At 50.8% G+C, this 25,928-nt stretch carries 19 protein-coding genes; 5 read left to right on the forward strand and 14 right to left on the reverse strand.

Annotated features, from left to right (window positions below; translation table 11 throughout):
* Nucleotides 1–51: 51 nt before the first annotated feature.
* From ACYU8Y_RS01720 to ACYU8Y_RS01735, 4 genes are read right to left on the reverse strand one after another with little or no spacing between them, the layout of a single operon-like run.
* Nucleotides 52–1,311, reverse strand: a complete 1,260-nt coding sequence (locus tag ACYU8Y_RS01720) for an ABC transporter ATP-binding protein (RefSeq protein ID WP_460933545.1) — start codon at nt 1,309–1,311, stop codon at nt 52–54.
* A 56-nt stretch (nt 1,312–1,367) separates the two neighbouring features.
* Nucleotides 1,368–2,207, reverse strand: coding sequence for an ABC transporter permease (locus tag ACYU8Y_RS01725; RefSeq protein ID WP_460933547.1), 840 nt, complete (start codon nt 2,205–2,207; stop codon nt 1,368–1,370).
* 42 nt (nt 2,208–2,249) lie between these two features.
* On the reverse strand, nt 2,250–3,368 hold the full coding sequence (locus tag ACYU8Y_RS01730; protein ID WP_460933549.1) for a hypothetical protein: 1,119 nt from the start codon (nt 3,366–3,368) through the stop codon (nt 2,250–2,252).
* 18 nt (nt 3,369–3,386) lie between these two features.
* A complete protein-coding gene (locus ACYU8Y_RS01735) occupies nt 3,387–6,005 on the reverse strand; it encodes a polysaccharide biosynthesis/export family protein (RefSeq protein ID WP_460933551.1) in 2,619 nt (872 codons plus the stop codon).
* Between the two features lie 246 nt (nt 6,006–6,251).
* Between ACYU8Y_RS01735 and ACYU8Y_RS01740 the strand changes: the two genes are divergently transcribed.
* From ACYU8Y_RS01740 to ACYU8Y_RS01750, 3 genes are all read left to right on the forward strand, one after another.
* A complete protein-coding gene (locus tag ACYU8Y_RS01740) occupies nt 6,252–8,150 on the forward strand; it encodes a DNA topoisomerase IV subunit B (RefSeq protein ID WP_460933552.1) in 1,899 nt (632 codons plus the stop codon).
* Between the two features lie 109 nt (nt 8,151–8,259).
* Complete coding sequence (gene pheA / locus ACYU8Y_RS01745) at nt 8,260–9,333, forward strand: prephenate dehydratase (protein WP_460933554.1); 1,074 nt, start codon at nt 8,260–8,262, stop codon at nt 9,331–9,333.
* 42 nt (nt 9,334–9,375) lie between these two features.
* Nucleotides 9,376–10,101: a sulfite oxidase-like oxidoreductase gene (locus ACYU8Y_RS01750; protein ID WP_460933556.1), complete on the forward strand. Its 726-nt coding sequence runs from the start codon at nt 9,376–9,378 to the stop codon at nt 10,099–10,101.
* An 83-nt stretch (nt 10,102–10,184) separates the two neighbouring features.
* Here the strand turns inward: ACYU8Y_RS01750 and ACYU8Y_RS01755 are convergent, their stop codons facing one another.
* From ACYU8Y_RS01755 to ACYU8Y_RS01770, 4 genes are all read right to left on the reverse strand, one after another.
* Entirely contained in the window at nt 10,185–10,742 is a 558-nt protein-coding gene (locus ACYU8Y_RS01755; protein ID WP_460933558.1) for a D-sedoheptulose-7-phosphate isomerase, read from the reverse strand.
* A gap of 73 nt (nt 10,743–10,815) precedes the next feature.
* Nucleotides 10,816–11,772, reverse strand: coding sequence for an ROK family protein (locus ACYU8Y_RS01760; protein ID WP_460933560.1), 957 nt, complete (start codon nt 11,770–11,772; stop codon nt 10,816–10,818).
* A 67-nt stretch (nt 11,773–11,839) separates the two neighbouring features.
* On the reverse strand, nt 11,840–13,468 hold the full coding sequence (locus tag ACYU8Y_RS01765; RefSeq protein WP_460933562.1) for a hypothetical protein: 1,629 nt from the start codon (nt 13,466–13,468) through the stop codon (nt 11,840–11,842).
* Between the two features lie 118 nt (nt 13,469–13,586).
* Nucleotides 13,587–14,462 carry a carbon-nitrogen hydrolase gene (locus tag ACYU8Y_RS01770; protein ID WP_460933564.1) on the reverse strand — a complete coding sequence of 292 codons (876 nt, stop codon included), beginning with the start codon at nt 14,460–14,462 and terminating at the stop codon, nt 13,587–13,589.
* Between the two features lie 192 nt (nt 14,463–14,654).
* On the opposite strand from ACYU8Y_RS01770, the gene ACYU8Y_RS01775 reads away from it, so the two are divergent.
* Entirely contained in the window at nt 14,655–15,755 is a 1,101-nt protein-coding gene (locus ACYU8Y_RS01775) for a Gfo/Idh/MocA family protein (RefSeq protein WP_460933566.1), read from the forward strand.
* A 181-nt stretch (nt 15,756–15,936) separates the two neighbouring features.
* Complete coding sequence (locus ACYU8Y_RS01780; RefSeq protein WP_460933568.1) at nt 15,937–16,170, forward strand: hypothetical protein; 234 nt, start codon at nt 15,937–15,939, stop codon at nt 16,168–16,170.
* Here ACYU8Y_RS01780 and ACYU8Y_RS01785 read toward each other — a convergent pair.
* From ACYU8Y_RS01785 to ACYU8Y_RS01810, 6 genes are all read right to left on the reverse strand, one after another.
* The gene (locus ACYU8Y_RS01785; protein ID WP_460933570.1) at nt 16,167–17,168 is read right to left on the reverse strand and encodes a hypothetical protein; all 1,002 of its coding nucleotides are present in this window, start codon (nt 17,166–17,168) and stop codon (nt 16,167–16,169) included. The genes ACYU8Y_RS01780 and ACYU8Y_RS01785 overlap by 4 nt on opposite strands.
* A 47-nt stretch (nt 17,169–17,215) precedes the next feature.
* Nucleotides 17,216–19,933 (reverse strand): hypothetical protein, encoded by a 2,718-nt coding sequence (locus ACYU8Y_RS01790; RefSeq protein ID WP_460933571.1) that lies wholly within the window; start codon nt 19,931–19,933, stop codon nt 17,216–17,218.
* A gap of 107 nt (nt 19,934–20,040) precedes the next feature.
* The gene (locus ACYU8Y_RS01795; RefSeq protein ID WP_460933573.1) at nt 20,041–20,802 is read right to left on the reverse strand and encodes a glycosyltransferase family 2 protein; all 762 of its coding nucleotides are present in this window, start codon (nt 20,800–20,802) and stop codon (nt 20,041–20,043) included.
* Between the two features lie 235 nt (nt 20,803–21,037).
* On the reverse strand, nt 21,038–22,180 hold the full coding sequence (locus ACYU8Y_RS01800; protein WP_460933616.1) for an acyltransferase family protein: 1,143 nt from the start codon (nt 22,178–22,180) through the stop codon (nt 21,038–21,040).
* Nucleotides 22,181–22,269: 89 nt separating this feature from the next.
* Nucleotides 22,270–24,069 carry a hypothetical protein gene (locus tag ACYU8Y_RS01805; protein WP_460933575.1) on the reverse strand — a complete coding sequence of 600 codons (1,800 nt, stop codon included), beginning with the start codon at nt 24,067–24,069 and terminating at the stop codon, nt 22,270–22,272.
* 2 nt (nt 24,070–24,071) lie between these two features.
* Nucleotides 24,072–25,895, reverse strand: coding sequence for a glycosyltransferase family 39 protein (locus tag ACYU8Y_RS01810; RefSeq protein WP_460933577.1), 1,824 nt, complete (start codon nt 25,893–25,895; stop codon nt 24,072–24,074).
* Between the last annotated feature and the right edge of the window lie 33 nt (nt 25,896–25,928).

Here is a 25,928-nt window from a genome sequence, read left to right on the forward strand (position 1 = left end):
ACATAAGAAAAGGCGTTAACAATTCTTTGTAAACGGTCAACACAACTTTATTTACTGTTCACTCGTGACAGGTTCCAGCATTTTCGTGTGGAAGGGAAACTGGGGGCGCACATAACCCGGCCATTTGCCATACCAGGCAATTCCTTCCCGGTAATCTTCCACATCAAAGGTAATACCTTCTTCCATAACGTAGAGAGGAGTTACGGTATCCTTAACGATCATCATCGAGATTGTATAAGAGCCATCGTTCAGGAAATATCCCGGAATCGTGCATTCGCCGACAATAAGCCCTTTGCCATATGGCTGCGAAAGCGTTCCGATATTAAAGATACACTCCCCCGTCATTGAGTTGAGGTGCAGGCTTAAGTTCAGATTGGCGTGGTCCATCAAGTTCCAGAATTCAAATCGAAACTTCATCGATGTCCGAACATCAATATGGGTGAGTTCGTCCACATAATCGGGCACAAGTTCAATGCGCCGAACACGAACCAGGTCATTGCCGGGGGCTTCTTCGGGCGTAGCCCATTCACGGACAAGCCGCGTTTTCGATACTTTGCTCAGGTAAGAGGCAATAACCTGGTTGGTTTCGCCCTGTTCAATAAGCCGTCCTTTTTCGAAGTAGAGCGTCTTGTTACACAGTGCCTGCACGGCGGTGAGGTTGTGGCTCACGAAGATGATTGTCCGGCCGCTGGCCGAATTGTCCCGCATTTTGCCGAGGCTTTTTTTCTGGAATTCGGCATCGCCTACGGCCAGTACCTCATCGACAATCATAATTTCGGGGTCCAGGTGGGCGGAGATGGCAAAACCCAGCCGGACATACATGCCGGACGAATACCGTTTTACGGGCGTATCCAGAAACTTTTCGACACCCGCGAAGGCCACAATTTCGTCGAACTGCTTCCGAATTTCACTGCGGCTCATGCCAAGCAGCGATCCGTTCAGGTAGATATTCTCCCGTCCGGTTAACTCCGGGTGAAAACCCGTACCCACTTCAAGCAAACTGGCTACCCGCCCCTTGATGCGTACCGTGCCGGTAGTCGGTTCGATAATTTTACTCAGGATTTTGAGGATGGTCGATTTGCCCGCCCCATTGTGCCCAACAATCCCGACTCGGTCGCCCTGTTCGATGGCAAAGTTGACATCCCGTAAGGCCCAGAATTCTTCATGCGTAACGGCATTCTGGTCTTTCTTACTGCCGAACATGGTCCGGAAGTTTTCCGCAATCACATCACGCAGCGTGTTGGCACCCTTGCCCTTCTGGTGGTCAATGATGTATTGCTTGCTTATATTTTCGACAGTAATAACAGACATAAGTTGGTCTCATTTACGCGCTACCCTGTACGCTCGCACAGATAAAACGTAATACATTAAATATCATCAACAAAAGTATTTTCGCGTTTACGAAAAAAGTAAAGCGACAAAAATAAGCAGACGCCCACGATACTAACCGATATGAGCAGACTTTGTGGATTAAAGTACGCTTTTTCGCCAAGCAAAGACCAGCGAAAGCCATCGATTATACCAACCAAGGGGTTCATCCAGTAAAACGGATACCAGAATTCATTCGATTTTCCTTCGACAAGGCGGCTACTGTAGGCAATTGGACAGATGTAAAAGCCGACCTGAACAATAAACGGAATAAGCTGGCCTATATCCCTGAATTTTACGTTTACGGCGGCAAAGAAAAGACCGAAAGCAAACGAAGCCAGCAGTGCCAGCGCAATGAACGCGGGCAGCAGGAGCAGGTGCCAGTCGGGTATAAAGCGGTACCAGATGGCCAGTACGATAAACAACCCCAATGATACCAGAAAGTCGATGAAACTAACGGCTACCGAGCTGATGGGCATGATAAGCCGGGGAAAATATACCTTGGTAACGAGGTTGGAGTTCATGGTGACGCTGTTACTGATCTGCGTAAAAGCGGTCGAGAAGAACGTCCAGACGGTGATACCACCGAGCACCATCAACGGATAAGGAATACCCGGATCGGCGGGGAGTTTCGCAATCTTGCTGAAAACGAACACCATGATCATCATGGTGATCAGCGGGCGAATTAGCCCCCAGGCAGTGCCCAGGGCGGTTTGCTTGTATCGTACGGATACATCCCGCATCGACAGAATGAACATCAGCTCGCGGTTTCTCCAGAGATCCCGCCAGTAATGCCGCTCAGAGCGACCAGGTTGAATGATAACTTCGTGGGTTTTCAAAATTGGTGGTAATGAGAAAATCAGGAAATAAAACGAGTAGGGTTAATCTTTCATTACGGAGCGGTACGTCTCCCGAAGAAAAATAACGATAAGCGACAGAACAAGGCCTAAAACAATACCGATCTGCATACCCGCTGTTTTAATAATCTCCCGATACAAGGGATAATAAACAGGCTTGATAATGGTGAAGAGCGGTGTCTCCCGAATAAGCGATAAGCGCATGTTATCGGCTTGTGTAAGCGCCTGGTAATACAACGTTGTCAGGAAGCTGGAGTTGCGGGTCAGTTTGCTTTCTCTGATTCGAGCCTGGGCCACGATAAGCTGCTGATTCTGATCCATGTACTCGGCCAGCGAATTCTCCGTACCCGAAATGCGTTTGGCCAGGGAGTCGGCTCGTGAGGTAAGAAGGTCATACATCTCACGGGTCTTCTTTGTTTGTTTTTTCTGGTAATCAGCCTCAATCGTTTTCAGGTGATTGGTCAGAAAAGTAGCGGCCAGCCGTTCATCCTCCATAAAGCTACTTAGCTCCATAAAGGACGATTTCCGTTCCGGTTGTTTCACGGCCATTTCCGTTCCAATGCGGGTATAAATATCCGACATGGCAAGCTGTTCCAGTTTCGTGTATTCGTTCGGGAGTTTAGCCCGCTTAAAATAAAAAGCGCGAAGGGAATCGTTGTCTTCCCATTCCTTATCCCGTATGCCACTATGGCGTATATAATAATTGACCAGCAGTGTATCTTTCCCGTTGATCGTATCGGTCTGCATGAGTGTTTTCTCAACGACTGGCCTAGACTTGGCATAAATCAGAAAGTTGTCACCCACAAAAATATTGGCATCGGGTGCGCCTGAACTTAACCCGAAAGCACCGGCTAACTGCCCTAGTTCTCCCCCGAAGCCACCGCCCGATGAACCCCCACCCAGGTTAAACATAATGGTACCTGTGTAGGTAATTTTCGTCTTATGGGCCAGATCGTAGATGAAGCCAATAGTCCCACCAATGGCGACCAGTATGAGCAGTAATTTCCAGTTACGCTGAAAGACGTACTTTAGTTGGGCAATACGCAATACCACAGACTTCGGCGAAATCTGGTCAGGAGGCAGCGGACGGGAGGCCGCCAGTTGGTTCGTATTAACTGTATCGTTTTCGTTTATAGAAGCCATACACGGAAAAATGCCTGTTTATTGAACTCGGGTGATCAGGAGAAGGGTAGTGACGAGGGTTAACAACGAACCGGCTATGCCAACGGTCGACCCTAATATTTGCTGAGCCGTCAGCGGAACTGCTGTCCGCTTTGGAATGACAATTTCAGAGCCTGGCTCAACCCGTGGATACACATTGAAGAACATAAACTTGCGCGTCCGGTCAACGGAGCCATTGGCATAAATAACGAAGGCCCGTTTGCGTTGCGACTTAGAGGTGAAACCGCCTGTTTGTGAAATGTAATCCTGGAAGGTCTGCCCGTTTCTGAATTTAACGGTATTGGGTAGTTGTACTTCGCCCTGTATACGTACCGTTTCAAGTAATTTCGGGATACGCAGTGTATCGCCTTCCTGAAGGAGAATATCTTCAGAAGAACCCGGTTTTTCCAGAATTTTCTTCAGGTTAATGCCAATGGCTTCGGAGGTGCTGGGTGAAATCACTTCGGTTTCAACAACCGTTTTGGTCGCATTGTCGGCAACTTCTTCAATGGCTTTTTGTCTTCTCCTCAGCTCCTCATTGCTCAGCCTGATGGGGCGGATAAGTGTTGCCCCTTCTACGTAAGCCTGTGGCGTCAGACCGCCTGCCTGAGTAACGAGATCGGAAATCTTCTGATCTTTTGATCGAATAGGGTACGATCCGGGAATGATTACCTCACCCGCCACAAACGCGTAGGTCTGAACGGCGTAGTTTGGCGACCGGCGCACAATGATCTGATCGAAGGGTTCCAGAATGAAATCTCGGTTGCTATCGGTACTGATGGACAGATCACGGTTCACATTGAAGCGAAATGTCTCTGCAATCTGGGCCGATGGGGAACGGGGATCCGCGTCTTTTTTCCGGCGGATAACCTCGACCATTGATGCCGCTGCCGACTCTTTCAGACCACCAGCCCGTAGCAGGATATCGTTCAGGGTCATGTTGGCCATGTAGGGCATTCCCGGATCGGGCAAATTTACTTCGCCAAGTATTGACACCGTTGCCTGCTGTGCCAGGTCAAAGCGCGATGGAATAATAACCTGATCTTCACGTTGCAACGGAACATCGGGATCGGTACCGGCCAATACATTTGCCAGATTGATCGACAAGTTTTCAATGGCCAGATCTTCCCGCGTCCGAACAATCGTAATGCGTCCGGTAAACGCATCGCCTTTAAGTCCCTCGGCCGTATTGATGAGTTGCTTGAGGGTACGGTTGTTATCAAGCGAGTATTGCCCTGTTCGGAAGACAGCGCCTTCAATGGTAACCTGGTTTTCGAAACGGTCAAGTAACCGCTCAACGTTAACAATATCACCATCCTGCATGACGAACGTCTTAAATTCCGGCGTCGTCACATCGATCACTTTTATCTCGCGATCGGTAAGCCGGGTTACCTTCAGGCGGTTTTTGTAAGCCTGGGCCGCAAAATCACCCGCGTAGAAAAGGAGACGTTCCAGTGTTTCACCGGGAATCATCTCAAAAATATTAGCCCGTTTTACCGTGCCCGTAATTTCTACTTTTTCAAGAAAGGTCGTAAACCGGATGTTGTCGTTGTCCTGCAGACGAAAGTCGTTGCGTTGGATACCATTCAGCAGATAATCATACAGGTCAAGCGTAGCTACTATTTTATTATTACGAATGAGCTGAACCTTGCGGTATGAGCCTATATCGTTGGGGCCGCCTGCCTGGTAAATGGCATTCATAACGGTCGACAAAGATGAGAGCGTGTAGGTGCCGGGGCGTACGGCATCGCCGGTAACCGTTACACGTATACTACGGATCGTTCCGCCCAGAGAGACTTCCAGAAATGTATTTTGTGGGCCATAGGACGAGGTACGCAGCCCGACAAACCGCTTTGAGAGCCGGGAGATAATCCGCGCTTTCATTTGCTCGACAGTCAGACCGGATACCGAAACGGGGCCAATACCTGTCGCCTGCGCAAAATAAACATTGCCATCGGGCGAAACGGTTTGGCTAAAGTCGGCTTCCGAATAACCGTACATTTGAATATTTAGCTGATCGCCAGGGCCAACAACATAATTTCGGGGCGTTGCTATATTCATATTCGGTTCGAACGTCTTCTGCATAGCGGGATCGTTGAAGAGCGAATACCCGAACGTTTTTCGACGCTTTTCTTCCGCTTCGCGACGTTGCGCCCGTTCGGCACCGGCTTCGATTAACTCCTCGTTGGTTTGCGGACCCTGATCGGTCGTATCGGCTAACGAAGTCTGTCCGGCCCCCTGCCTTGGCTGCGCTGATGGCGACACACGTCCTTTAACGCCTTGTTGTGTCTGTGTCTGACCTTGTCCCTGGCCCTGGCCTTGCCCCTGACCGGAACGCGCTTTTAGTTGTTGCTGAACGTTGGCGGGAAGGTTATTGGTATTAACGCCCTGAGGCAGGGCTGTTCCTGCTGGCAAACCGGATTGTGCTCCCGGACGAGCCATACCAGGAGACGTTGTTGTGCCCGCTGCTGACGGAACAACAACTTGTGCCTGTGCCGTTATCCCAATTGCTGATAGGAATAGAATAGCTACACGACCACTGAACCGGCGTTGAGCGAAAGTGACAACAAAAAGAAAAAATTTTGGCGATAAGACGTGGAAAATTCTTAGATTTTGCATATTTTTAAGATGTCGAACGGCTCGGCTACAGTAAAGATGAAGCCATTATCTAACGAATAATCAGCTTGAGTAGTACACAGTGCAGTTCAGTCGGCAAAGTAAGCGAACTTTTGTTGGATTGTAAACAGTTTCATATTGTGCGGTGATTTTTTATCCTTCCGTAAGACAGGTATAATTTTTCTAATGTTTGGTTAAAATGGCTCCTACGCCTTACAGCCCCTTTTCGTCTTTAGTTAACTAGTTCATATGGCAGAATTGCTCAATCAGTCTGTTCAGTACAATGAAGATAGCATCCGATCCCTGGATTGGCGCGAACACATCCGCCTGCGCCCCGGTATGTATATTGGTAAGCTCGGCGACGGGTCGGCAGCCGATGACGGGATCTATGTTCTTATAAAAGAAACCATCGACAATTGCATTGATGAGCATGTGATGGGCTTTGGTAAAATCATTGATGTGCGCGTAACAGACCATCGGGTGGAAGTGCGCGACTATGGCCGCGGTATTCCACTGGGTAAGGTGGTAGAAGTCGTTTCCAAGATTAATACGGGCGGTAAATACGATTCCGGAGCTTTCCAGAAATCGGTTGGCCTCAACGGTGTAGGGACCAAAGCCGTCAATGCTCTGTCGACTTATTTCCGGGTTCAGGCTTTTCGGGACGGGCGCACGGTCTGGGCCGAATTTGAACGGGGTGAGCTCAAACAGCGGGGCGAAGACGTGACGAATGAGCGTAACGGAACGCTCATCTGCTTCGAACCGGACGATTCTGTGTTTAAGCATTTTCATTTCATTCCCCAGTTTCTGGAAAATATGATCTGGAATTATTGCTATCTGAATGCAGGCCTTACGATATCGTTCAACAAGCAGAAGTACATATCGCAAAACGGGTTACTCGATCTGCTGCGCGACAAGACCAAAAAAGACGAAGAATCACTGCGTTACCCGATCATCCACCTGAAAGGCAATGACCTGGAAATTGCCATGACACACGGCAACCAGTATGGCGAAGAGTATTATTCGTTTGTCAATGGTCAGTATACAACCCAGGGCGGAACTCACCTGAACGCACTCAAAGAAGCAGTTGTTGAAACGGTTCGGCGTCACTTCGACAAAAACTACGAGGTATCGGATATCCGTTCATCCATCATCGCGGCCATCAGTATTCGGGTTCAGGAGCCCGTCTTCGAATCACAGACGAAAACAAAGCTTGGGTCGCAGAATATGTCTCCCGAGCAAAACGCGCAGTCGGTCAGTTCATTTGTCAAAGAGTTCGTTAAAGAACGGCTGGACAACTTTCTGCACCAAAATCCTGCCGTTCGGGAAGCGCTCAAGAAGCGAATCGAACAGTCGGAACGGGAACGTAAAGAACTCGCCGGTATCAAGAAACTGGCCAATGATCGTGCCAAAAAGGCAAGTCTGCACAACAAAAAGCTGCGCGATTGCCGTAACCACCTGCCCGACCTGAAAGCGGAGGATCGCTATCAGTCAACGCTGTTTATTACCGAGGGCGACTCGGCCAGCGGATCGATCACGAAATCACGGAATGTGCAGTCTCAGGCCGTCTTTAGCCTGCGGGGTAAACCACTCAATTGCTTTGGCCTGACCAAGAAAGTGGTTTATGAAAACGAAGAATTCAACCTGCTTCAGCACGCTTTGGATATTGAGGAAGGTTTGGAAGGATTGCGATATAATCGTATTGTCATCGCAACCGATGCCGACGTAGACGGGATGCACATTCGCTTGCTGATGTTGACGTTCTTTCTCCAGTTTTTTCCGGATCTGGTGCGAAACGGCCATTTATATATTCTGGAAACCCCGTTGTTCCGCGTACGAAATCCGAAAAACCATAAGGAAACAACCTACTGTTATTCGGAAGAAGAAAAACAGGCGGGTATCGACAAGCTGACCAAAGGCGGGAAAAAAGTAGAAATAACCCGGTTCAAAGGATTGGGGGAGATTTCACCGGACGAATTTGGCTTGTTCATCGGCGAAAACATGCGTCTCGAACCCGTCATTATGGAAATGGAAACTTCCGTTCCCAAATTACTAAGCTATTACATGGGCAAAAACACGCCCGACCGTCAACGCTTTATTATCGACAATCTGCGCATTGAAAAAGATGTCGATGAGGTCGCTTTAGTATAAGTTTTAGCGGTCAGGTCTAGCAGTCATAAGTCGTAAGTCGTAAGTTTGTCAACTGGAGGTAGTGAACAACTACTTATCACGGCAAGACCTACGACTTACGCTTTTTTTTATGACTTTAGAGTCCCTCCGTAATGACATTGACGCCCTCGACGATCAACTTCTGACGCTGCTGAACAAGCGCATGGAACTGGTCCGTAAAGTAGGCGAACTCAAACGCTCAACGAACACCGTTATCTACCGGCCTGAACGGGAAAAACAGATTTTAGATCGGTTGGATGAGCAAAATAATGGCCTCCTGAACCGACCAGCCATCGAGGCTATCTTTCTGGAAATCTTTGCCGTATCCCGTAATCTTGAACTACCGGAGCGGGTAGCCTATCTGGGTCCGGAAGGCAGTTTCACGCATCAGGCCGCCGAAAGCCGTTTCGGAGCGATGAGTGCGTACATGGCTCTGCCAACCATACGCTCCGTGTTTGAGAGCGTCGAAACGGGTCGGGTTCGGTTTGGAGTGGTGCCCATTGAAAACAACCAGGAAGGTGTTGTTGAGGAAGCCATCGATTTGCTGCTGGAGAAGGATCTGCGTATTGCCGCTGAAGTGCAAATTCCGGTCCATTTTACTTTTGCAACCAAAGCAGAGAATTTAGCGGACATTACGCACATTTATTCCAAAGACATCGCCTTCCGGCAATGCAGCCGTTTTCTGAATGACTACTTCGATGAGTTGAAGGCCGAACTTGTGCCGGTAGAATCGACGTCTAAAGCGGCTAAACTGGCTACACAACAGCCCAACACGGCGGCTATCTGTTCGCACATTGCGGCTAAATTGTTCGATGTGCCGGTGTTGTTCGATAACATTGAAGACAGTGATCTCAACCGGACGCGTTTCCTGATTCTGGCTAAAGACTTCGTCAATCAGCCAAGTGGCCACGATAAAACGACGTTGATTGCCCGTTTGCCCAACACCCAGTCGCCCGGTGTACTGGCTGATTTCCTGCAGGAATTCAACGCCCGAAATATCAACCTGACTAAAATTGAGAGTCGCCCACTGCGGGATGGTGCTACGTTCCGGTATTGGTTTTTGCTCGAATGCGAAGGCCACGCCACCGATCCGGATTTGCACGAGATCTTGAACCACCACTCCGCCGAAGTGAAGCTGCTGGGGAGTTACGTTCGGGTAAGTTAAACAGGGGTAGCCGTTATTCGTTTTATAAAAAACCTTACACCAATGGAAGCCAACCCATCATCTGAAAACCCTGAAAAGCTCGATCGCATTGTCGAAGCCCGGATGAAACTCAAACGTCGGTTTGAGGATAAAATGGCTCAGACGCCCTCCGTGGCCGATCGGATGGATGGACCCGAAAAACCACGGGGTTCCGGCCCGCTCAATCGGCATGGCATGCCTACTGTGCCAATCGGGCAAACCGTTACGACGAAGTGGCCTGTGCTTGATCTGGGTTACCAGCCGGGGATTCCGCTCGATAAGTGGCAGCTAAACATCGACGGAGAAGTCAATCATCCCGTCCGACTCAAATGGGACGATTTGATGGCGCTGCCACAGGTGGAAGATATCAGCGATTTTCATTGTGTGACGACCTGGTCGCGCCTGAACGTTCCCTGGGTAGGAGTACGCTTTATGGATCTGGCCGCGCTGGTCGATCCAAAAGGTACGGCTACGCATGTGATGTGTTACGGCTATGATGGTTATTCAACGAATGTTTCGCTGGAAGAAGCCCTCAAACCCGACGTACTGCTCGTACATACTGCCGACGGAAAACCGTTGACGCAGGAACATGGCGGGCCACTCCGCATGATTACACCCCAGTTATACGCCTGGAAGGGGTCCAAATGGATCAAGCGCATTGAGTTTCTCGACAAAAACCAGCTTGGCTTCTGGGAGGAACGAGGCTATTCAAACACCGCCTATCCCTGGCGGAACGACCGATACAGTTAACCCTGTAGAGACGTATACTTGCGTCTCTCCTCCGATGCGTCAGCCATTATTAAGTAGAGACGCGAATACGCGTTTCTACAAGGTTATGATTCAATAAAACCGTAGCACAGCATGTGGCAGATGGTCATTTGGGCGTCTTCTACGCGGCCATAATGTTCATCCTGAATAATGATGGACTCGTGAGCAAGGTCGGCCAGGCGTCCGCCTTTTCCCCCAACGAGCGCAATGGTTGTCAGCTCATTGTCATTTGCCCATTGAACTGCCTTGACTACGTTGGGCGAGTTACCGCTTACGCTCAGTGTCAAGACCAGATCGCCGGGGCGGGCGTAGTTGTGGAGCTGCCGCACATACACATCTTCGTAAGCGTAATCGTTGCCCAGGGCCGTAATCCAGGATACATTCTCATTAAGCGACAGGCATCGGAAACGACGTCCCATCCTGTCCGATGCGCTTTTGCCGAGGTCGGTGATGAAGTGCGATACATTCGACGCGCTTCCTCCATTGCCAAAAGCGAAAAGCTGCCGATCCTCTGCCCAGCATTTTTTGATAAGTTCTATGATATGCTCGACCTTTTCGATTGGAATGGCATCGTAAGCCTGTTTCTGCCGGTCGATATACTGTTTAAAATAGGTTTGGTTCATGGTTTTAGGAATAACGAGTCGTGAATGAAGAGTAAAGAATAGAGAGGTTCTTTTTTAGCATAGGCTCAACGCATCATTCATAACGCTTCGCCAACATTAACGCACCCACCGGTACAGCATCTTCGCCCAACTTGGCTAATAGCACAACAGGAGGTGGCTGAAATGATTTCATGACAAAACGGGGAAGCGTTTGCCGAACGGCCGCCCGGAGGGGTTCGCCAATGAGCGACAAGCCACCACCCAACACAATAGCGTCCGGGTGAAACAAATGCGTCACGTGGGAAAGTCCCAACGCTAGAACCGAACCGATCTGTTCAATCAGCATCCGGGCAACGGGATCACTGGCTTCGTAAGCCGGATGTAAAAACCGGGCTTCTTTGCCAACAGAGCCCGACGCATGTGCCTGCTGAACCGCCAGCTTCAACGCCGAATCGTCGGGCAGTTGCGGAAGCAGGTCTCTTATCTGCTGATCTACTGCCCAGCCCGACACCGTCTGCTCGATGGTTTGACCCGGCAATGGTTTCCCATCCGCACTTTCGCTGGGCGGCACGAGCCATAAATGGCCGATCTCAGCTTCGCCCGGCATAGCTCCGTGGTATACCGTCTTGTTAATCACCATTCCGCCCCCAACGCCACTACCAAGCGTAACGTAAAATACACGACTAAAACCCGTGGCTACACCGTACCGGGCTTCGCCCAGGGCCGCCACATTGGCGTCGTTCTCGACCTGTATCGAAGCGTTCGGTAAAAGGTCTCTAAGCCAGCCCGCCAGATCAACATCCGCCCAGCCACCAATCTGGTGGGAGGTCGCAATCCGCCCCGTTTGCCAATCGACCGGACCGCCGAAACCAACGCCAACTGCCAGGGGTGGTTCGGTCAATTGGCCAATGGTCAGGGCAATCTGCTTCCGGATTCCGTCGGCACCCTGTTCCGGATCAATGGCGTAACGGAACCGCTGAGCAATCTTCCCATGACTGTCACCGGTTACTAGCTGCAATTTTGTTCCGCCAATTTCAATACCAAGATTCATAGAGGATGGGTAATTTTTTTACTGGTTAACGGGAAGTTTGGGAAGAGATTATTACGCTGCTCATTAACTACTTACTGCTCCGGCCCATCGAGGCCCGACCGAGGTAAATCTCATCGCCTTTCAGCGTGATGGTCGTGTAAAACGAATACCCATTCTGAACATAGCGCATCATGACCTTATTGGTTTGATTCGGCTGAGCATAGGCTTTGCTGGCGGCTATCAAGATCTGATTACCATTCACAATGGCCCGCACAAACGGAACATCGTGGGTTTTGAGCTGATTTGCATTGTATTTGTACCATGTCTGACCCCCGTCGTAGGAACATTCGGTCGCTTCATTCAGGTAAGTTTCCCGCCCGTTGAACAAATCACCATGGTGCTTAAAAAGGCGCCACAGGCCATGAACATAATGTTCGTAACAGGTATAATTTCGATCGTTACCAACACCTTTCTGTTCTGGATCGCTTGGAGAAGGTTGATCAGGTACTAAATCGGTATGATCATCCCAGAATAAAGCCCCGTAAGCCCCTGTAAACCAATAGAAAATTCCCATTCCTTCGGCTACGGCAGGCGGAGCGGCATGTTCCGCTTTACGACTATTGGGCAGCTCACTTTGCGTATTGAACAGCCATTGCCAGGCAATCCGCTTCTTGGGTGATAGTTTCATGTTGACTTCCTGCTCGCCCAGAAGAGCGGCCAGCCAGTGGCGATCATTATCGCCGGTATGCCGAATCGAGTAATCAAAGTCAGGGTACACATAATAGGTGCCCGGCATCTGAAAATCAGCATAGTCGCCAAATGATTTACCCACAATATCGTCGGGCATTCCGCGCTGGCGGCTGTTGTTCGTATGGCGGGCAGGCATCGTCCAGAGCCATTCGGGCGTAGCTTTATAGTCTTCCGCTCTCGAATAGCCAACACTGTTGTGTAAAACCGGTGCAATGGAGCCTACCAGCGTTTGCGGGCTGACGTTCTCCTTGATCGTTTTGATCATGTAGGTATACAGATTGGCCTGCTCCTGCCGATTGCCTACACTGGTATTGTCATTCTCGATATCCAGAAAAATGAATCCGTACGTATTTTTCATACCACCGGGTGGGCAGTCACCAAAGCCAAAGCAACCTCCGCTAAGTTCGGTGGATGCCTGAAACAAAGTATTTCGGTTCAGCGGCCCTGGTCGGGCGCCGGGCGCTGCGGGGGCTGCTCGATAGAGTGTTTCGCCCGCTTTCTCACTGTTTTCGGCCCAAGACAGCCCAAAGGCGTCCCTGAAGTAGCCCCGGTAAACGATCCAGGCGCGCTGGCTTAGCTGCAGTGCGCTTTTCCAGCCTTTTGCCGGGAAACCATCTTTCCATAATTCGACGCCGGGCACCATGCGGGTTTGGTCGACGGCGGAGAAACCGCGCCGGAAAATCTTTGTTCGATCCTGCTGTACGTGGAGGTTACGACCAGCCCCGCAAAAAGTAATTGTTTTGGTGGCGGGTAACGTAAAGTCGCTAACAATGTCCAGGCTATAAAATCCTTTACGGGTGCTGGGAGTGGGTGTAAAGCGGGATCGGGGAGTAGGCGCCAGGGCTGTTTGCGCGGGCAGCGGACCCTGCAGGCGAACGGCCTCTACCGGAGCCGATTCGTTCGATTGCCAGTACCAGTAGCCCGTACCCGCTAAACTAATCGCTAAACCCAGGGCAAGTAATTTCATAAGTGACTTCAAGATGGTTGGGGTTGTAATGGACGGTAACTACGTTACACCGTACCCGTACCAGTAAGACGAGGGGCAACCGAAATTGCCCCGTCGTGATCATCCGTCGTACGTTGATTTATTCCTGATCGATATACCGCTTCGTGATGGGTTGATACGAATCAATACGGCGATCGCGGAAATAGGGCCAGGTGGTACGGTATTTCTCCGAAAGAGCCAGGTCAACCGACTGAACATGAACAAGCTCCTGGTCATGAGGAGCCAGGTAAAGCAATGACCCAAAAGGATTGGACACGAACGAGCCACCCCAAAACTGCTGATCGGCCTCACGACCAACGCGGTTCACGGCAACAACATGCACACCATTTGCAATCGCATGGCTCCGCTGAATGGTCTGCCAGGCATTGTATTGTTCGGTGTTCTGAGCTGAATCCGGTTCGTTGGTATCCCAGCCGATAGCGGTGGGGTAGAAAAGAATTTCAGCACCCATCAGGGCGGTGATGCGGGCTGCTTCGGGATACCACTGGTCCCAGCAGATCAGGACGCCAATCCGGGCAAACTTGGTATCGAACACTTTATACCCCAGATCGCCGGGCGTAAAGTAAAATTTCTCGTAATAGCCAGGATCGTCCGGGATATGCATCTTCCGGTATTTGCCTAGATAGGTTCCGTCAGCATCCAGAACGGCAGTCGTGTTGTGGTACAAACCCTGCGCCCGTTTCTCGAACAGCGACGCAATAATAACAACACCTAACTCACCGGCCAACTGCGCCAGCCGGTCGGTGGTGGGTCCGGGGATGGCTTCGGCCAAACCAAAATTATGATGGTCTTCGACATCGCAGAAGTACAGCGACGTAAATAACTCCTGCAGGCAAACGATTTGGGCGCCTTTCTGAGCGGCTTCGCGAATGCCGTCGATGGCTTTCTGAATATTGGCCTCGACATCTGCCGAGCAACTCATCTGCACTAAACCGATATTAACGTTCTTGGACATGGTACAAAAGTAGGGGGTTCTTCACGGATAGCCCCAACTTTCAACAAAAAGCTTATCGGACGGGTTCGGTGGGAAAGATTTTGAAAGCTGGCGCTAACGTTTCTGGTTTGGGGTTCGTAGTTTGCACTACTAAACCTCGTTCGAACGACCGACGCGTCAGACGACCATCCGGAACCTAAAAACAACATAGTTATGACCTCTCGCAGAACCTTCCTGCATCAAACGGCACTTACCGGCGTTGCCGCAGCCATAGCACCCAATGCACTTTGGGCGAGCACCAAACCCGCCAAGGATAAATTGGGCGTGGCCCTGGTTGGCCTGGGCTACTACAGTACCGATCTGCTGGCTCCGGCGTTGCAGAAAACGAAAAATTGCTACCTGGCCGGCATCGTAACGGGTACGCCCGCCAAAGCCGAAAAATGGAAAAAACAGTACAACATCCCCGACAAAAACATTTATTCATACCAGACCTTCGGCCAGATTGCCAACAACCCCGACATTGATGTTATCTACGTGGTTTTGCCGCCGTCTATGCACGAGGAATACGTAGTCCGGGCGGCTAAAGCAGGAAAACACGTCTGGGTGGAAAAGCCAATGGCGGTTACGGCCAGGGAGTGTCAGAACATGATTGACGCCTGTAAGAAGAACAACGTATCGCTGGCCGTTGGCTACCGACTTCACCACGAGCCCAATACGCAGGAGTATGTGAAGGCACTGCGGGATGGTAAGATTGGCAAAATCCAGATGGTCAGTTGCTCTGCAGGCTATCAGGACAACCGTACCGATCACTGGAAGCAGAAGAAAGAAATGGGGGGCGGTGTCATGTACGACATGGGCGTGTATGTGTTGCAGGGAGCCCGGCTGGCAACGGGGGAGGAGCCGATTGCCGTAACGGCGCAGCAATACACGACCCGACCCGACATCTATAAAAATGGGCTCGATGAGACGACAATGGCCCAGCTAGTGTTTCCGAGTGGCGCGCGCGCGGCCGTTCAGTCCAGTTATGGGATGAATATGAACTTTCTGGATGTGACGGGTAGCAAAGGTACGCTGCGTATGGAGCCCTACTCTGCTTACAATGGTCAGAAAGGGGTATGGAGTGGCAATAGTGGCAAAATCGAGCACCCTTACGAAGTACCCTGGCAGCAGACCAAACAAATGGACGACGATGCCGAAGCCATCATGAATAAAAAGCCGATGCTGGTGCCGGGTGAAGAAGGGCTACGTGATATAAAAATCGTAGAGGCCATCTACGAAGCTGCCCGAACGGGCAAGCAGGTGAAGATTAGTTGACAATATTTATAATTAAACTCAAATCGTCCGATTAGACAAGTACACTGTATTGTAGCGTGTTATCCGGTATGGTGTTTTAGTTGTATTGTATGGCTGTTTTTGTTGTGGTATATAAAGTCGGGCGGCTCATTTGGTGAGCCGCCCGCTTTTCGTTTATTTCGCTTGTCAACCCCGTATGCTCATGCAACCTGCCGATTTCACCAGCCTTTCCGCCGACCAGCAACTCGATACCCTTTATTTTACGGGTGACATTCTCGCCAATCGCTACGAAGGCGAAAATGTATTCCTGCTCTACAATCTGCGCGATTTCTACGTTGAACTGCGCTACGACGCCTATAACAACAACCTGCATCAGGTGACGGCGTTTCGGGATATGGGCAAGTTAGAACCTTACCTGCCGTATCTGTCTCTTTAGATCCTGATTTTCTGGCGTACCAAATTAAGCCACTGTTCCCGGCCTTCACACGTCCAGTGCGTATCGCTCTTTAGGTAAGGCGATTGTGGGCTTGCCTTGAATGCTTCGTATATATTGATCGTTGGCACCCGCAGGTTGGGGTGTTGCTGAATCCGTTCGATCAGGTGGTTGTACGCCCCGCGATTCGCTTCTACAATACTGGCTTTGTTTGGAATCATTGAGAAGTACACGGCATCGAAGCCAAGCCGTTTGTACCGTTCCGCAACGGAGTTGATGCTGTCGACCAAAACCGTAACGTCCTGATCCGATACATGGGCGAATGAGGAATTCAGTGTCTTGGACGTATCGGTATCACTCCGCAGAAATATGTTTCTGTGGTCTTTCGATAAACTAACGCTCGAACTTTCCCGATTGAACCAGTTCAGCGTTAAGCTTGCTTTCAGCTCTTTGAACCAAAAAGCCCAGTCACGACTGAATAGGGTCGATTCAAGCCGTTCTTCCATATCACTGCGGTGAAACTCGTTACTGAGTCGCTGGCGCAGCGGGAGCTTCGGAGTGGGCGTTTTGGCGGTATCGGTCTGAACAACGAACTCGTTGATGGGTCGGCGGAAGTGATCGCGGATATGCCGTTCTACCGATTCCATCAGCAGCACATTCTGCTTGGTGGGGTCAAGCTGTACCCGTTGCTGAAAGTCCCACGCTACGCGCTGAAAGTGACTCACCCGAAAGTCGGACTGGCTGAGTCGTTCCGGTTCGGAAAAGCTATCGCCAATAATATAGAGATGAGTCGAAGCCGTATCACTTGACCGGTTGACCGATGCACAAACGGGTTTGGGCTCTTTAAACTGAGGCAGCGCCGAAAGCCGGTACAGGTCGCCAAAGCGGTAATCGTCCACCACAATGCCGACCTTGTAGAGTCCGTGCAAGACGGTACTCGACAGGCCACCACTCCAGAGAACGAGGGCAACTACTAAAAGGGTATAGCGTAAAACGCGCATGACTGAAGGAGGGAGGCCATCGTATGACCTTTATTCCCGACTTAATTTTACCTTAATCGAATACTGAATAATTGAACTGCCTGCTGGGCACCACTTAGAATATATAATTCATTGGTGCGTTCATCGAATTGCAGCGCAACGGGAAAATCGCTTGGAATCGGTCGATCGTTTAAAATTCGGCCATTCAGATCGTAAAGCATCGTGAAACCGCCCGATTTAACGCTAACCAACTCGACCCCAGCCCCAAGCCGGTGGTACCGGATGTTGTTGCGGCCGGATTGCAGGGCACGGACATCGAACCGGCGCTGTCCCTGCTGATCCAGCACCGCAATTTCGGTATCGGTTGTGCGGAGGAGTAACCAGTTCGTTTGGTCTTCATCCGGGAATAACCGGAAATAGCCCCGCCGAATGGGCCGATACAACTGAATTCGCTTTGCGATCAGGCCATTTGCATTGATCGTTAACAGTTGCCCTTCGTCGGTAATGGACCGAATCTGCGTTTGTCCGGGTGGCAGGAGTGCCGGGCCAACAAACCGGATTTCGGGCTCTTCTTCATTCGTCCGCTCAATTTTGGTGGGGAAGTGCGGATACTGCGTTCCGTTTTCCCGCCAGTGGTTCAGAGTACCATCCGCCTGCATCGCGAGGATATCCATGCCCGATGGCGTCACCAGCACCTGAAATGGAAGCTGCAGGACGCCTTTATGAGGAGCCGTCATGAGCCGTACAAAAGTTCGGCGCTGTCGGTCGAGGGCGTAAATATGGCCATCTTCGTGGGCGGCCAAAGCAACCATATTCCGCTGCTGGCTGCCCCGTGGCCGGGCCAGAAAAGTGGGGTCAATACCCTTCGGCAGGGGGATCGCCTGTAGGGCCACCTGTTTACTGATGCGAACGGGGTCGGCCACATACAGGGTCCGGTCCGTCATGAACAGGTACTGCAACCGGCCGTTGTTCAGAAAGTCTACGCCCAGAGCATTGCTGCGAATGGGGCCATCGGTATTGTTCTGCACCAGCTTATCGCCATCGGGGGTTACCAGTACAAACTGATTGGCATTGTTCTGGGCATAAAACTGAGCCGAACTGTCGCTCAGGTTGCCCGTTACGATAGGGGCCGAAATGAGTGGCGCGTTGAACTCGGTCTTCTTCTGAAGAAGAACCTTATTGAGGACCGCCCGGCTGGCTGGGCGGGTCGTGCGGCCCAGTATGACCGTCGATTGAATATTTTCATTTCCGTAGCTAGCCTGATATGCCATGTTTTCCAGATTGGCCAGCGCCGATGTACCCGTTGCTGGATCCACCTGATCGAGCAGGTTTTGCCAGCCCAGGGGCCAACTGGCAAGTACGCTTCGCTGACCCCGATTTAGTCGGGCAAAAGCCGTGAAATTGGCTGGACGCAGGGTTGAGTTCAATAACTCGGCCTGACGGGCGTCGGCCGTCCAGACGGCGCCCCGCTGTACTTGTTGCAGGTAATCCTGCAACGCATCTTCGCTATTGGCCACGATCAGCGAGGTACCATGCTGGGTGATCCAGCTTTGGGTGAAGCCCGAAAATAAGCTGCTAAAGAGCGACGCGGGCAATTCCGGGATATTGAGCAACAGGATTTTATGGCCCAGATAGCTTTTCGGGTCTGTCGCTATTTTTGCCCCCGACCGAAGTGCTACCTGTTGATAGGCATTCGCCAGTTTTTTGCCATCCTGAGCGGTCAAAATCAACACTTGACGCAAGGCACCCGTCGGCGATTCCAGGCGGCACAGCATGATATCGGGTCCCAGTGACTGATACAGTGATTTGGTTTCGGGGGCTATCTGCTTGAACCGATCCCGCAGAAAATCGCTGGACGCTGAGCTTAACAGGTTACTAAGTGATTTTCCAAACTGGGGCGCATCGCTGATGCCGATATGATATAAAGTAGCCGTTGTTTGTGGAATCAGATGGGCGTATTGGATACGCCGGGGCGTTTGACGCGCAAACAAAGCCGCTACATCCTGCCGGTTACCAATCTGGTCAACGGCGTATCCAATCAGGTGAGAACGTGAAGCTGATTGCCGAAATTGAAGATTTAGTTCCTCCGGTAGAAAGAGCCTGACCAGCGAACCGACGTTGCTAAACAACGACTGAAGCACTTCGGGTCGTACGGATAGCCCCGCCAGGTGGTCACCATCGATCCGGAAGTCTGGCTCGGCAGCGGTCAGTTTCAGCGACTGGTGCATCCGTTTGGCCACATTCTCGATTAGAATACCTGATTCACTACCCACCAGAAAACCATCAGTCAGAATGAAAGAACCAACGGGTTCATTGCCCCTGGCAACCAAATCAAGGATTTTTTCACCGGCAAACATGTGATTAAGGACCCGATATTGCCGGGGATCCGGATTGGTAAGGCGGTTCAGAAATGCCTGGTCCTGAGCCGTTATCGGGACGTAGAAAATGAAATCGAGCGTTGTCTTGGAAATCGAGTGCAGCGAGTACCGGATGTTCCGCCCGGAAACGAACTTGAGTACCGTGGCGGTATCGGCCGTCGCATAAAGAAACCGGTCTAGTTTCTGACGGGCTTCGTCAAAGACGGGCAGTTGCCGGAGCGAAAGCTGGGTACGCAGGACGCGGGCCGAAACCGTGTCCTGGAGCCGGTCGCTGGCCAAGACCAGTAGAGCACCGGGTGGCACCAGTGAACCCACGGTCCGACTTGCCGGAAAAAACTGTCGGTACCCCAGCCAGCCACCAACAAGCAGCAGTACGGCACCGACAGCAATCCAGAGACTTCGTTTCATTTAATACTGAAGAGGAATTATAAGCCGCCTTACACGTTTCGGTTGACCAGCATAGACTAGCCCACGCATCAGCTTACCGAAAACTAACGATAGACACCGTAACGTGTTCAGGCCGTTACAGGCTCAGGTTTTTTCAACGCTTTTACCTTGCTGCTCAGGTCAAGCCGGAACTGGGCGAGTTCCTTAAAACTCTGGATACACACTTTGAGCAGTTTCCACTTCAAAATGGAAACCGTTCCCGTTAGCCGCTCTTTGTGCGTAATCGGAATATCGAACGTGTTGTAGCCTGCTTTTTTCGCCATGACCGCCAGGAAAATATTGGGTGCGAACGGCGTTGGGTCGGGAAGTTGAGCCAGCAGTTTACGCAGGAATGTACCCCGAATCAGCCGGAATGGAATATTGCTGTCCATGATATACGTTCCGTAAATAAACGCAATGCTCAGCCGGAGAATACGCGTGATAATTAACCGGGCCGGGGCATCATACCGTTCTTCACGATAGCCCAGGATAAACGGTGACTCGTTCCGTCTGGCCCATAGCTTGCCGAAATCGTCGGTAATAAACTGATCGTCGCTATCCGTCTGGAAAATATATTCCGAATCCAGCGCAACTGCCTGCCGGTATCCATTGACGACCGCGTTACCATGTCCACCGTTTGGTTGATGCACGACCATGAGCTTAGGGTAACGGTCTTTTATTTGATCTAAGATAGCCCCTGTTTTATCGCGGGAGCCGTCATTGACGACAATTAAACGGGTATTTTCGGTAGGGAACTGGCGGATCAACAAATCAGTCCACTGCTTGACAACAGCTTCGATAACTTCTTCTTCGTTGTAAGCCGGCATTACAATTGACAGCAGGAGACTCATACTTGCTTGACTAGTGAAAACAGATTAATGTACAACAGATGCGGGCATCAGATAAACCAGAAAGGAGCTATCAACTCATTTCTTACAGGCGCAGTATCCCGTGTTCTGGCTTGTACATTTACTAAATAAACGCAAATATATGAAATTGTTGATGGCTAAATGCCCTATCCGGGCAGTACCTTAGTGAGTGGTCGGGCCAGAAATGGTTATTAATCGAGTCTGGCTCACCATCATATCAGTACGAATAACGATCCTTCAGATCATTAATTGGTTTTTCGATCAAATACCAGGAGAGGGTTGCCAGAATAATCGTAAGGGACAGATAAAAAGAAAACGGGAAGAAATACGAACTATTCAAAAAGGGCATTATGTCGGACAGCCGGCGCCAGGCACGTAGCGTAAAGTGCGTTGGCTGCGTATGAAATACATTGAAAATAAAGTTGTGGAACAAATACAAGCCGTAGCTGATGCGGCCCATGTATTGACTAACCGGGTGTTCGAGCAGCCATTTCATAGGTCCCTTAAAACCAATGATGGCGTGACCGATCAGGAAGAAACCGATTAGTGATGCAAACAGGCGTTCCCAAACCTCCGACACAATGTTGTGATAGCCTCTTGGCGAATCTAGGGATATCCAGTTATTGAGATAAACGACAGCGGCAAAAACGAGTATACTGAGCCAGACGCCGATAGACGGGGTGAAAACCCGAACGAGCCAGTCGCGCCGGTATAACCACCCATAAGCCATGATGGCCCCCAAACCAAATGAGTCCAGACAAGTCGGCGTCGAGACATATTCGATAAACCAGGGTAGCCGAAGTCTATACAGCACATAGCGTAAGGCAACGCTGCCAATAATCATCAGAATTGACAGTGCAGGTATGAACCGGCGGGGAACGAAAAAGAGTAATAGGGGGAAAATGAGATAGACCTGCTCTTCAACGGCCAGTGACCATAGGTGATCGACGGTACCCATCCAGGTTTGGTTGATGGCGATGTAAATGTTGGTGCCGTACAGGGCCAGCCAGCCGATGGTCCGGCGGACGGGCGGCTCATTGATCAGGTAAAGAACGAACAGCGTAATGTAGTAAATCGGGAAAATACGAAGCGTTCGGCGGATGTAGAACGTCTTCAGGTACTTCCCCAGGCCACCCTGCGGCTGATTGCTTAGTTTGTCTTTGCTCGACAGCAGAATACGGGTGATTAGAAAACCGCTCAGGACAAAGAAAATAGTAACGCCCAGGGCACCTAATGGCAACCCATCGACCCGACCCACCATCCAGTGATCGAATAAAACCATTCCAACGGCCAGAAACCGGATGCCATCCAACTGCCGGAAGTGATTTAGCGTTGGGCGAGCGGTTGTCGTTGTTGGCATGGGTGATTGACTGGACGAATCGGGCGAATGACTTTGATTGGGAATCAACGGAAAATTTGATTAACGAATAACGATTTGACTTTCAGGGTTTACCAGTTTTTGGCTTCTACTGTTGTAGGCGGACCGGATGATACGATGGTTTGGTTTGTCGGGCGAAGTTCGTAGGTGTCTGCGCCGGAAACAATCAGCACAAATAACTGATAGGTGCCTGCATCCATTTCGGCTGACTGAACCGTGCTCTCAAAACCGTTGGTAAATAAATGGACCGGTATAAAACGAGCTTTCAGTATCGACTGCTGGTTTTGCCAGACGGGAAATAAATATGTTCGTCTGGGCGAACGGGCTACTAAATAAGCACCCGCATCACCGAGTCCCTGGGCGGCTACAGTTGTATTGGTTATGGTAAAGCCACCAGGTAATTTGGTTAGGCGAACGACTAAAGCCGTTTGTTGCCCCGCTCCGTAGATGACCGGCAGCGCCTTATCGTAGAACGCTGGTGTTGGTGGCGTATATCGTTGCGAAACAGAATCTAACGAGAACGTCGCATTGCTGGATGAATGCGTCCAGTTGAATTGGTTCGTGGTGAGCCAGTGCCGCCACCAGATAGTTTCGTTCAGAAAGGAAAAATAGGAGAGTACCGCGAAAAGTACACTACTGACCAAGCCACCAAACAGCCACCAGCGTGCGGCTGGCTTAGGCAATGCGACTGCACCATACAAATACAGTAGCGCCAGGCACGTAAGCGAATACATTTTATAGCGGCTGGTGATGAGCAAGTCGATTCCCGCTCCGGTACGAGCCCAGGCAACAACGGCCGAAGTGCCCAGAATAAATGCCGCACAAGTCCAGAAAAACGCAGTGATTGGCGGGAGAGAATGAGCGGGTTTATTGCCAACGAGCTTCGGCGCCAGCAAACGGCGGAATAGCTCAACCAGCGCCAGTCGACTCGTCCATACACTCCACCCTGTGCTACCTATCATCAACAGGGTCATCAGGCCACCGAGCAGGATACAGGTCCGGAGCGGAGAATGGGTTGGTAATGCTTCCGCAGCCGCACCAATAACGGCAAACCAGCCTTTGCTTAACTCAATCACGCCTGGTTTGACATACTTCACGCCATCCGGTTTTTCGAAGCCAGCAAAGTAAAGGGCCACCACGACAGCTGCACCAACCAGCCAGCCAACAATAGGAGCTAACGATTTACGAGTCGTAGCGCCGATAAAAGCTGGTAGCCTTAGTATCAGAATCAGAAAGCCCAGGGGCCAAACCATCAGGCCGTTGCCGCTCGTTATGGTGGCCAGCACACCTGCCACAAACGCCAGTCGCCAGTGGGTTGTGTAGCTCAGGAAATAGAACGCAGCAATCACCCACAAGACAACCGAGAAGTTTTGCAGAGCGGCCATGCCCCAGAACATATTCTCCCACTGCGACAGATTAAAGAGAAGCCAGGCGATGGGCACCGCATAAAGCGCTGATTGGCCGGATAAATCGGGCCGGGAGCGACGCAGTGCTGCCGTAAAAACCCACAGTAAACCAACCAGACTCAGGTTGCCCACCAGCATCAGGTGAACGTAATCCAGTTTGCCGGACAACTGATAGTCGAGTAGGGAAACGAGCCGGTCATAAACAATCCGGTGTTCGTTGTGCTGTTTGAAAAGCTGGTAAATTTTGCCGGTCAACGTTGGGTCCTGGTCGAAGTTGAACAGGAAAGCCCGTAAGGCATGATCATCCCACTTTGGAATATTCACTGCATACTGTTGCCAGATTAACCCAAAAACCAGAATCGGCAGTCCAAGCAACGCCCAGCCCAATCCGGGCAACCACCGTTGGAGTATCGACGGCTTGCCGGAGCGATAGGCGTTGTTCGTTGCGGGCTGTTCTGTTGTCACAATCAATACCGGTATTTGGTGCCTTCAAAGTCAAAAATAGTAATACGCTTCCCCGAGTTTCCTTTCACCAGAATAATCCGGTCGGTCTGGGTCGTATCCATGCGCTGGTAATAGGTTGCATCCTTGGGCAGGTACAAGTTCGTGTACTGCGCGTCGATAATCGAGTGGGTGGTATACGTATTTTCGACTTCATCGCGGGGGGCCGTTCGAGCAGATGGATACAGAACGGTATCGCCTGGTGCATACAGCTCCTTTATCCGGTCAGCCGCCGTATTGTACGGATTTGCTATCCGATAACGCCCGTAATAGGTGTATTTGGGTGCCTGGTCTTCATAAATCCGGTATAACAGTTCGACCAGGTAATAGCTCTGAACCAGCAGCACGGCTACCAGTGTCAGGCGCAGATACGTTGGCTGCCGAAATACCTGGCGGATAATCAGACCGACCAAAATCACACTATACGGAAACGAAAAACCCGAATACCGTTGCATCAGGCCATACGTATGGTCGTTGCGGAACGCGATGGCAATGATGAACAGGGTCGGAAACGTACTCAGTAAAACAAGAAAAAAAATCAGGCGCCGATCGGATCGATTTGTGTAGTCAGCCGCTGCCTGATACAGCATATAGTAGAACACGGGGGTAGCCGCTGCCGCCAGTAATCGGAGCGATGGAATCGTGTAGAGGGCAAAACCCGCCACCAGCAATACCGGAACGGCAATGCTCACCCAGGTGGGAACAGTACGCCCCCGGCCAAATCGGTGAATGATAAAGACGGCCACGCAGCCGAGCGCAAAGGCAATGATCAGATTTCGGAATGCCAGCGTTTCGGACGAAAGCCCGTTGGAAAACATCATCAGATCGGACCAGAGCGGAATCGACTTCTTGACGACGTTCGGAATGGTAGCAGGTAAAATAATATTGAAACCGTTGTTGTACGGATTCGTATACGCAAGTCCCCGGTAAAGCTGGGCCTGATATGCCAAGGTCTGGAGCGTATATTTTCCCCCACCGAAAATAAACCACGGAAGAATCAGCCCTACCGTACCACTGATAACGCTTAACCCCAACCCGATATAAGTTTTCAAATTGCGGTTGAACAGAAACAGGTAGATACCGTGGCACATGAATACTGTAACGGCCAGGTAATGACCCAGTACCGCCAGTGCAAACGACAGCCCATAGCCGATATACATCCCAACGGGATTTTTCCCTTCGGCGCGCCGGTCGAGGATGCGCAGAAAGAGATACGTACCCAGCATGGTGATGAAAATGGTCATGCAATAATTGCGGGCCATGTGGCTGTATGCAATGAAAAACGGTTCGATGGCCGACAGAAAAGCACAGAGGAGGGCTAACGACTCCGACCGAAAATAGCGTTTCGTTAATAAATAGGTCAGACCGACAATGAGGGTGCTGAAAATAATGGAGGGCATTCGGATAGACAGGTCGCTCATGCCGAAAAACTGAACCCACGCCCACAGCAGGGCATAGTGCGAGGCACTGTTACCGATGTCATTCTGAATGATGGCCCGAATGTAGTCGTGGAGGTGTTTTTCTTTCCAGAACTCCTTGGGGGTGAAGTAGGTCTTGCCGGGCGTAAAGAATACGTCGTGCTGGTTAAAACCCTCCAGCGATACCCCGGCGATATTGATCAGGGTGAACTTCTCATCCAGATAGAGCCCATGAACGCTGGATTTGTAGAGTCGAAGCCCCAGCGCAAGAACTAGTATCAGAACAAGCAGTAAGCGTGGAGAACTTAACTGGGCAAATAAACCGGAACGACTGTCGTTCATCATGCGGTCAGTAGTGAGTGAATGCGGCATTTGGGCGCAAAGGTAAGTCACTACCTGCTGGTT

The sequence above is a fragment of the Spirosoma humi genome (assembly GCF_054776575.1).

What these genes read in the sequence shown, in the direction of transcription:
- ACYU8Y_RS01720 (WP_460933545.1), bottom strand. Translation starts at nt 1,311, where the DNA reads ATGTCTGTTATTACTGTCGAAAATATAAGCAAGCAATACATCATTGAC.
- ACYU8Y_RS01730 (WP_460933549.1), bottom strand. Translation starts at nt 3,368, where the DNA reads ATGGCTTCTATAAACGAAAACGATACAGTTAATACGAACCAACTGGCG.
- ACYU8Y_RS01735 (WP_460933551.1), bottom strand. Translation starts at nt 6,005, where the DNA reads ATGCAAAATCTAAGAATTTTCCACGTCTTATCGCCAAAATTTTTTCTT.
- ACYU8Y_RS01740 (WP_460933552.1), top strand. Translation starts at nt 6,252, where the DNA reads ATGGCAGAATTGCTCAATCAGTCTGTTCAGTACAATGAAGATAGCATC.
- pheA (WP_460933554.1), top strand. Translation starts at nt 8,260, where the DNA reads ATGACTTTAGAGTCCCTCCGTAATGACATTGACGCCCTCGACGATCAA.
- ACYU8Y_RS01750 (WP_460933556.1), top strand. Translation starts at nt 9,376, where the DNA reads ATGGAAGCCAACCCATCATCTGAAAACCCTGAAAAGCTCGATCGCATT.
- ACYU8Y_RS01755 (WP_460933558.1), bottom strand. Translation starts at nt 10,742, where the DNA reads ATGAACCAAACCTATTTTAAACAGTATATCGACCGGCAGAAACAGGCT.
- ACYU8Y_RS01760 (WP_460933560.1), bottom strand. Translation starts at nt 11,772, where the DNA reads ATGAATCTTGGTATTGAAATTGGCGGAACAAAATTGCAGCTAGTAACC.
- ACYU8Y_RS01765 (WP_460933562.1), bottom strand. Translation starts at nt 13,468, where the DNA reads ATGAAATTACTTGCCCTGGGTTTAGCGATTAGTTTAGCGGGTACGGGC.
- ACYU8Y_RS01770 (WP_460933564.1), bottom strand. Translation starts at nt 14,462, where the DNA reads ATGTCCAAGAACGTTAATATCGGTTTAGTGCAGATGAGTTGCTCGGCA.
- ACYU8Y_RS01775 (WP_460933566.1), top strand. Translation starts at nt 14,655, where the DNA reads ATGACCTCTCGCAGAACCTTCCTGCATCAAACGGCACTTACCGGCGTT.
- ACYU8Y_RS01780 (WP_460933568.1), top strand. Translation starts at nt 15,937, where the DNA reads ATGCAACCTGCCGATTTCACCAGCCTTTCCGCCGACCAGCAACTCGAT.
- ACYU8Y_RS01785 (WP_460933570.1), bottom strand. Translation starts at nt 17,168, where the DNA reads ATGCGCGTTTTACGCTATACCCTTTTAGTAGTTGCCCTCGTTCTCTGG.
- ACYU8Y_RS01790 (WP_460933571.1), bottom strand. Translation starts at nt 19,933, where the DNA reads ATGAAACGAAGTCTCTGGATTGCTGTCGGTGCCGTACTGCTGCTTGTT.
- ACYU8Y_RS01795 (WP_460933573.1), bottom strand. Translation starts at nt 20,802, where the DNA reads ATGAGTCTCCTGCTGTCAATTGTAATGCCGGCTTACAACGAAGAAGAA.
- ACYU8Y_RS01800 (WP_460933616.1), bottom strand. Translation starts at nt 22,180, where the DNA reads ATGCCAACAACGACAACCGCTCGCCCAACGCTAAATCACTTCCGGCAG.
- ACYU8Y_RS01810 (WP_460933577.1), bottom strand. Translation starts at nt 25,895, where the DNA reads ATGCCGCATTCACTCACTACTGACCGCATGATGAACGACAGTCGTTCC.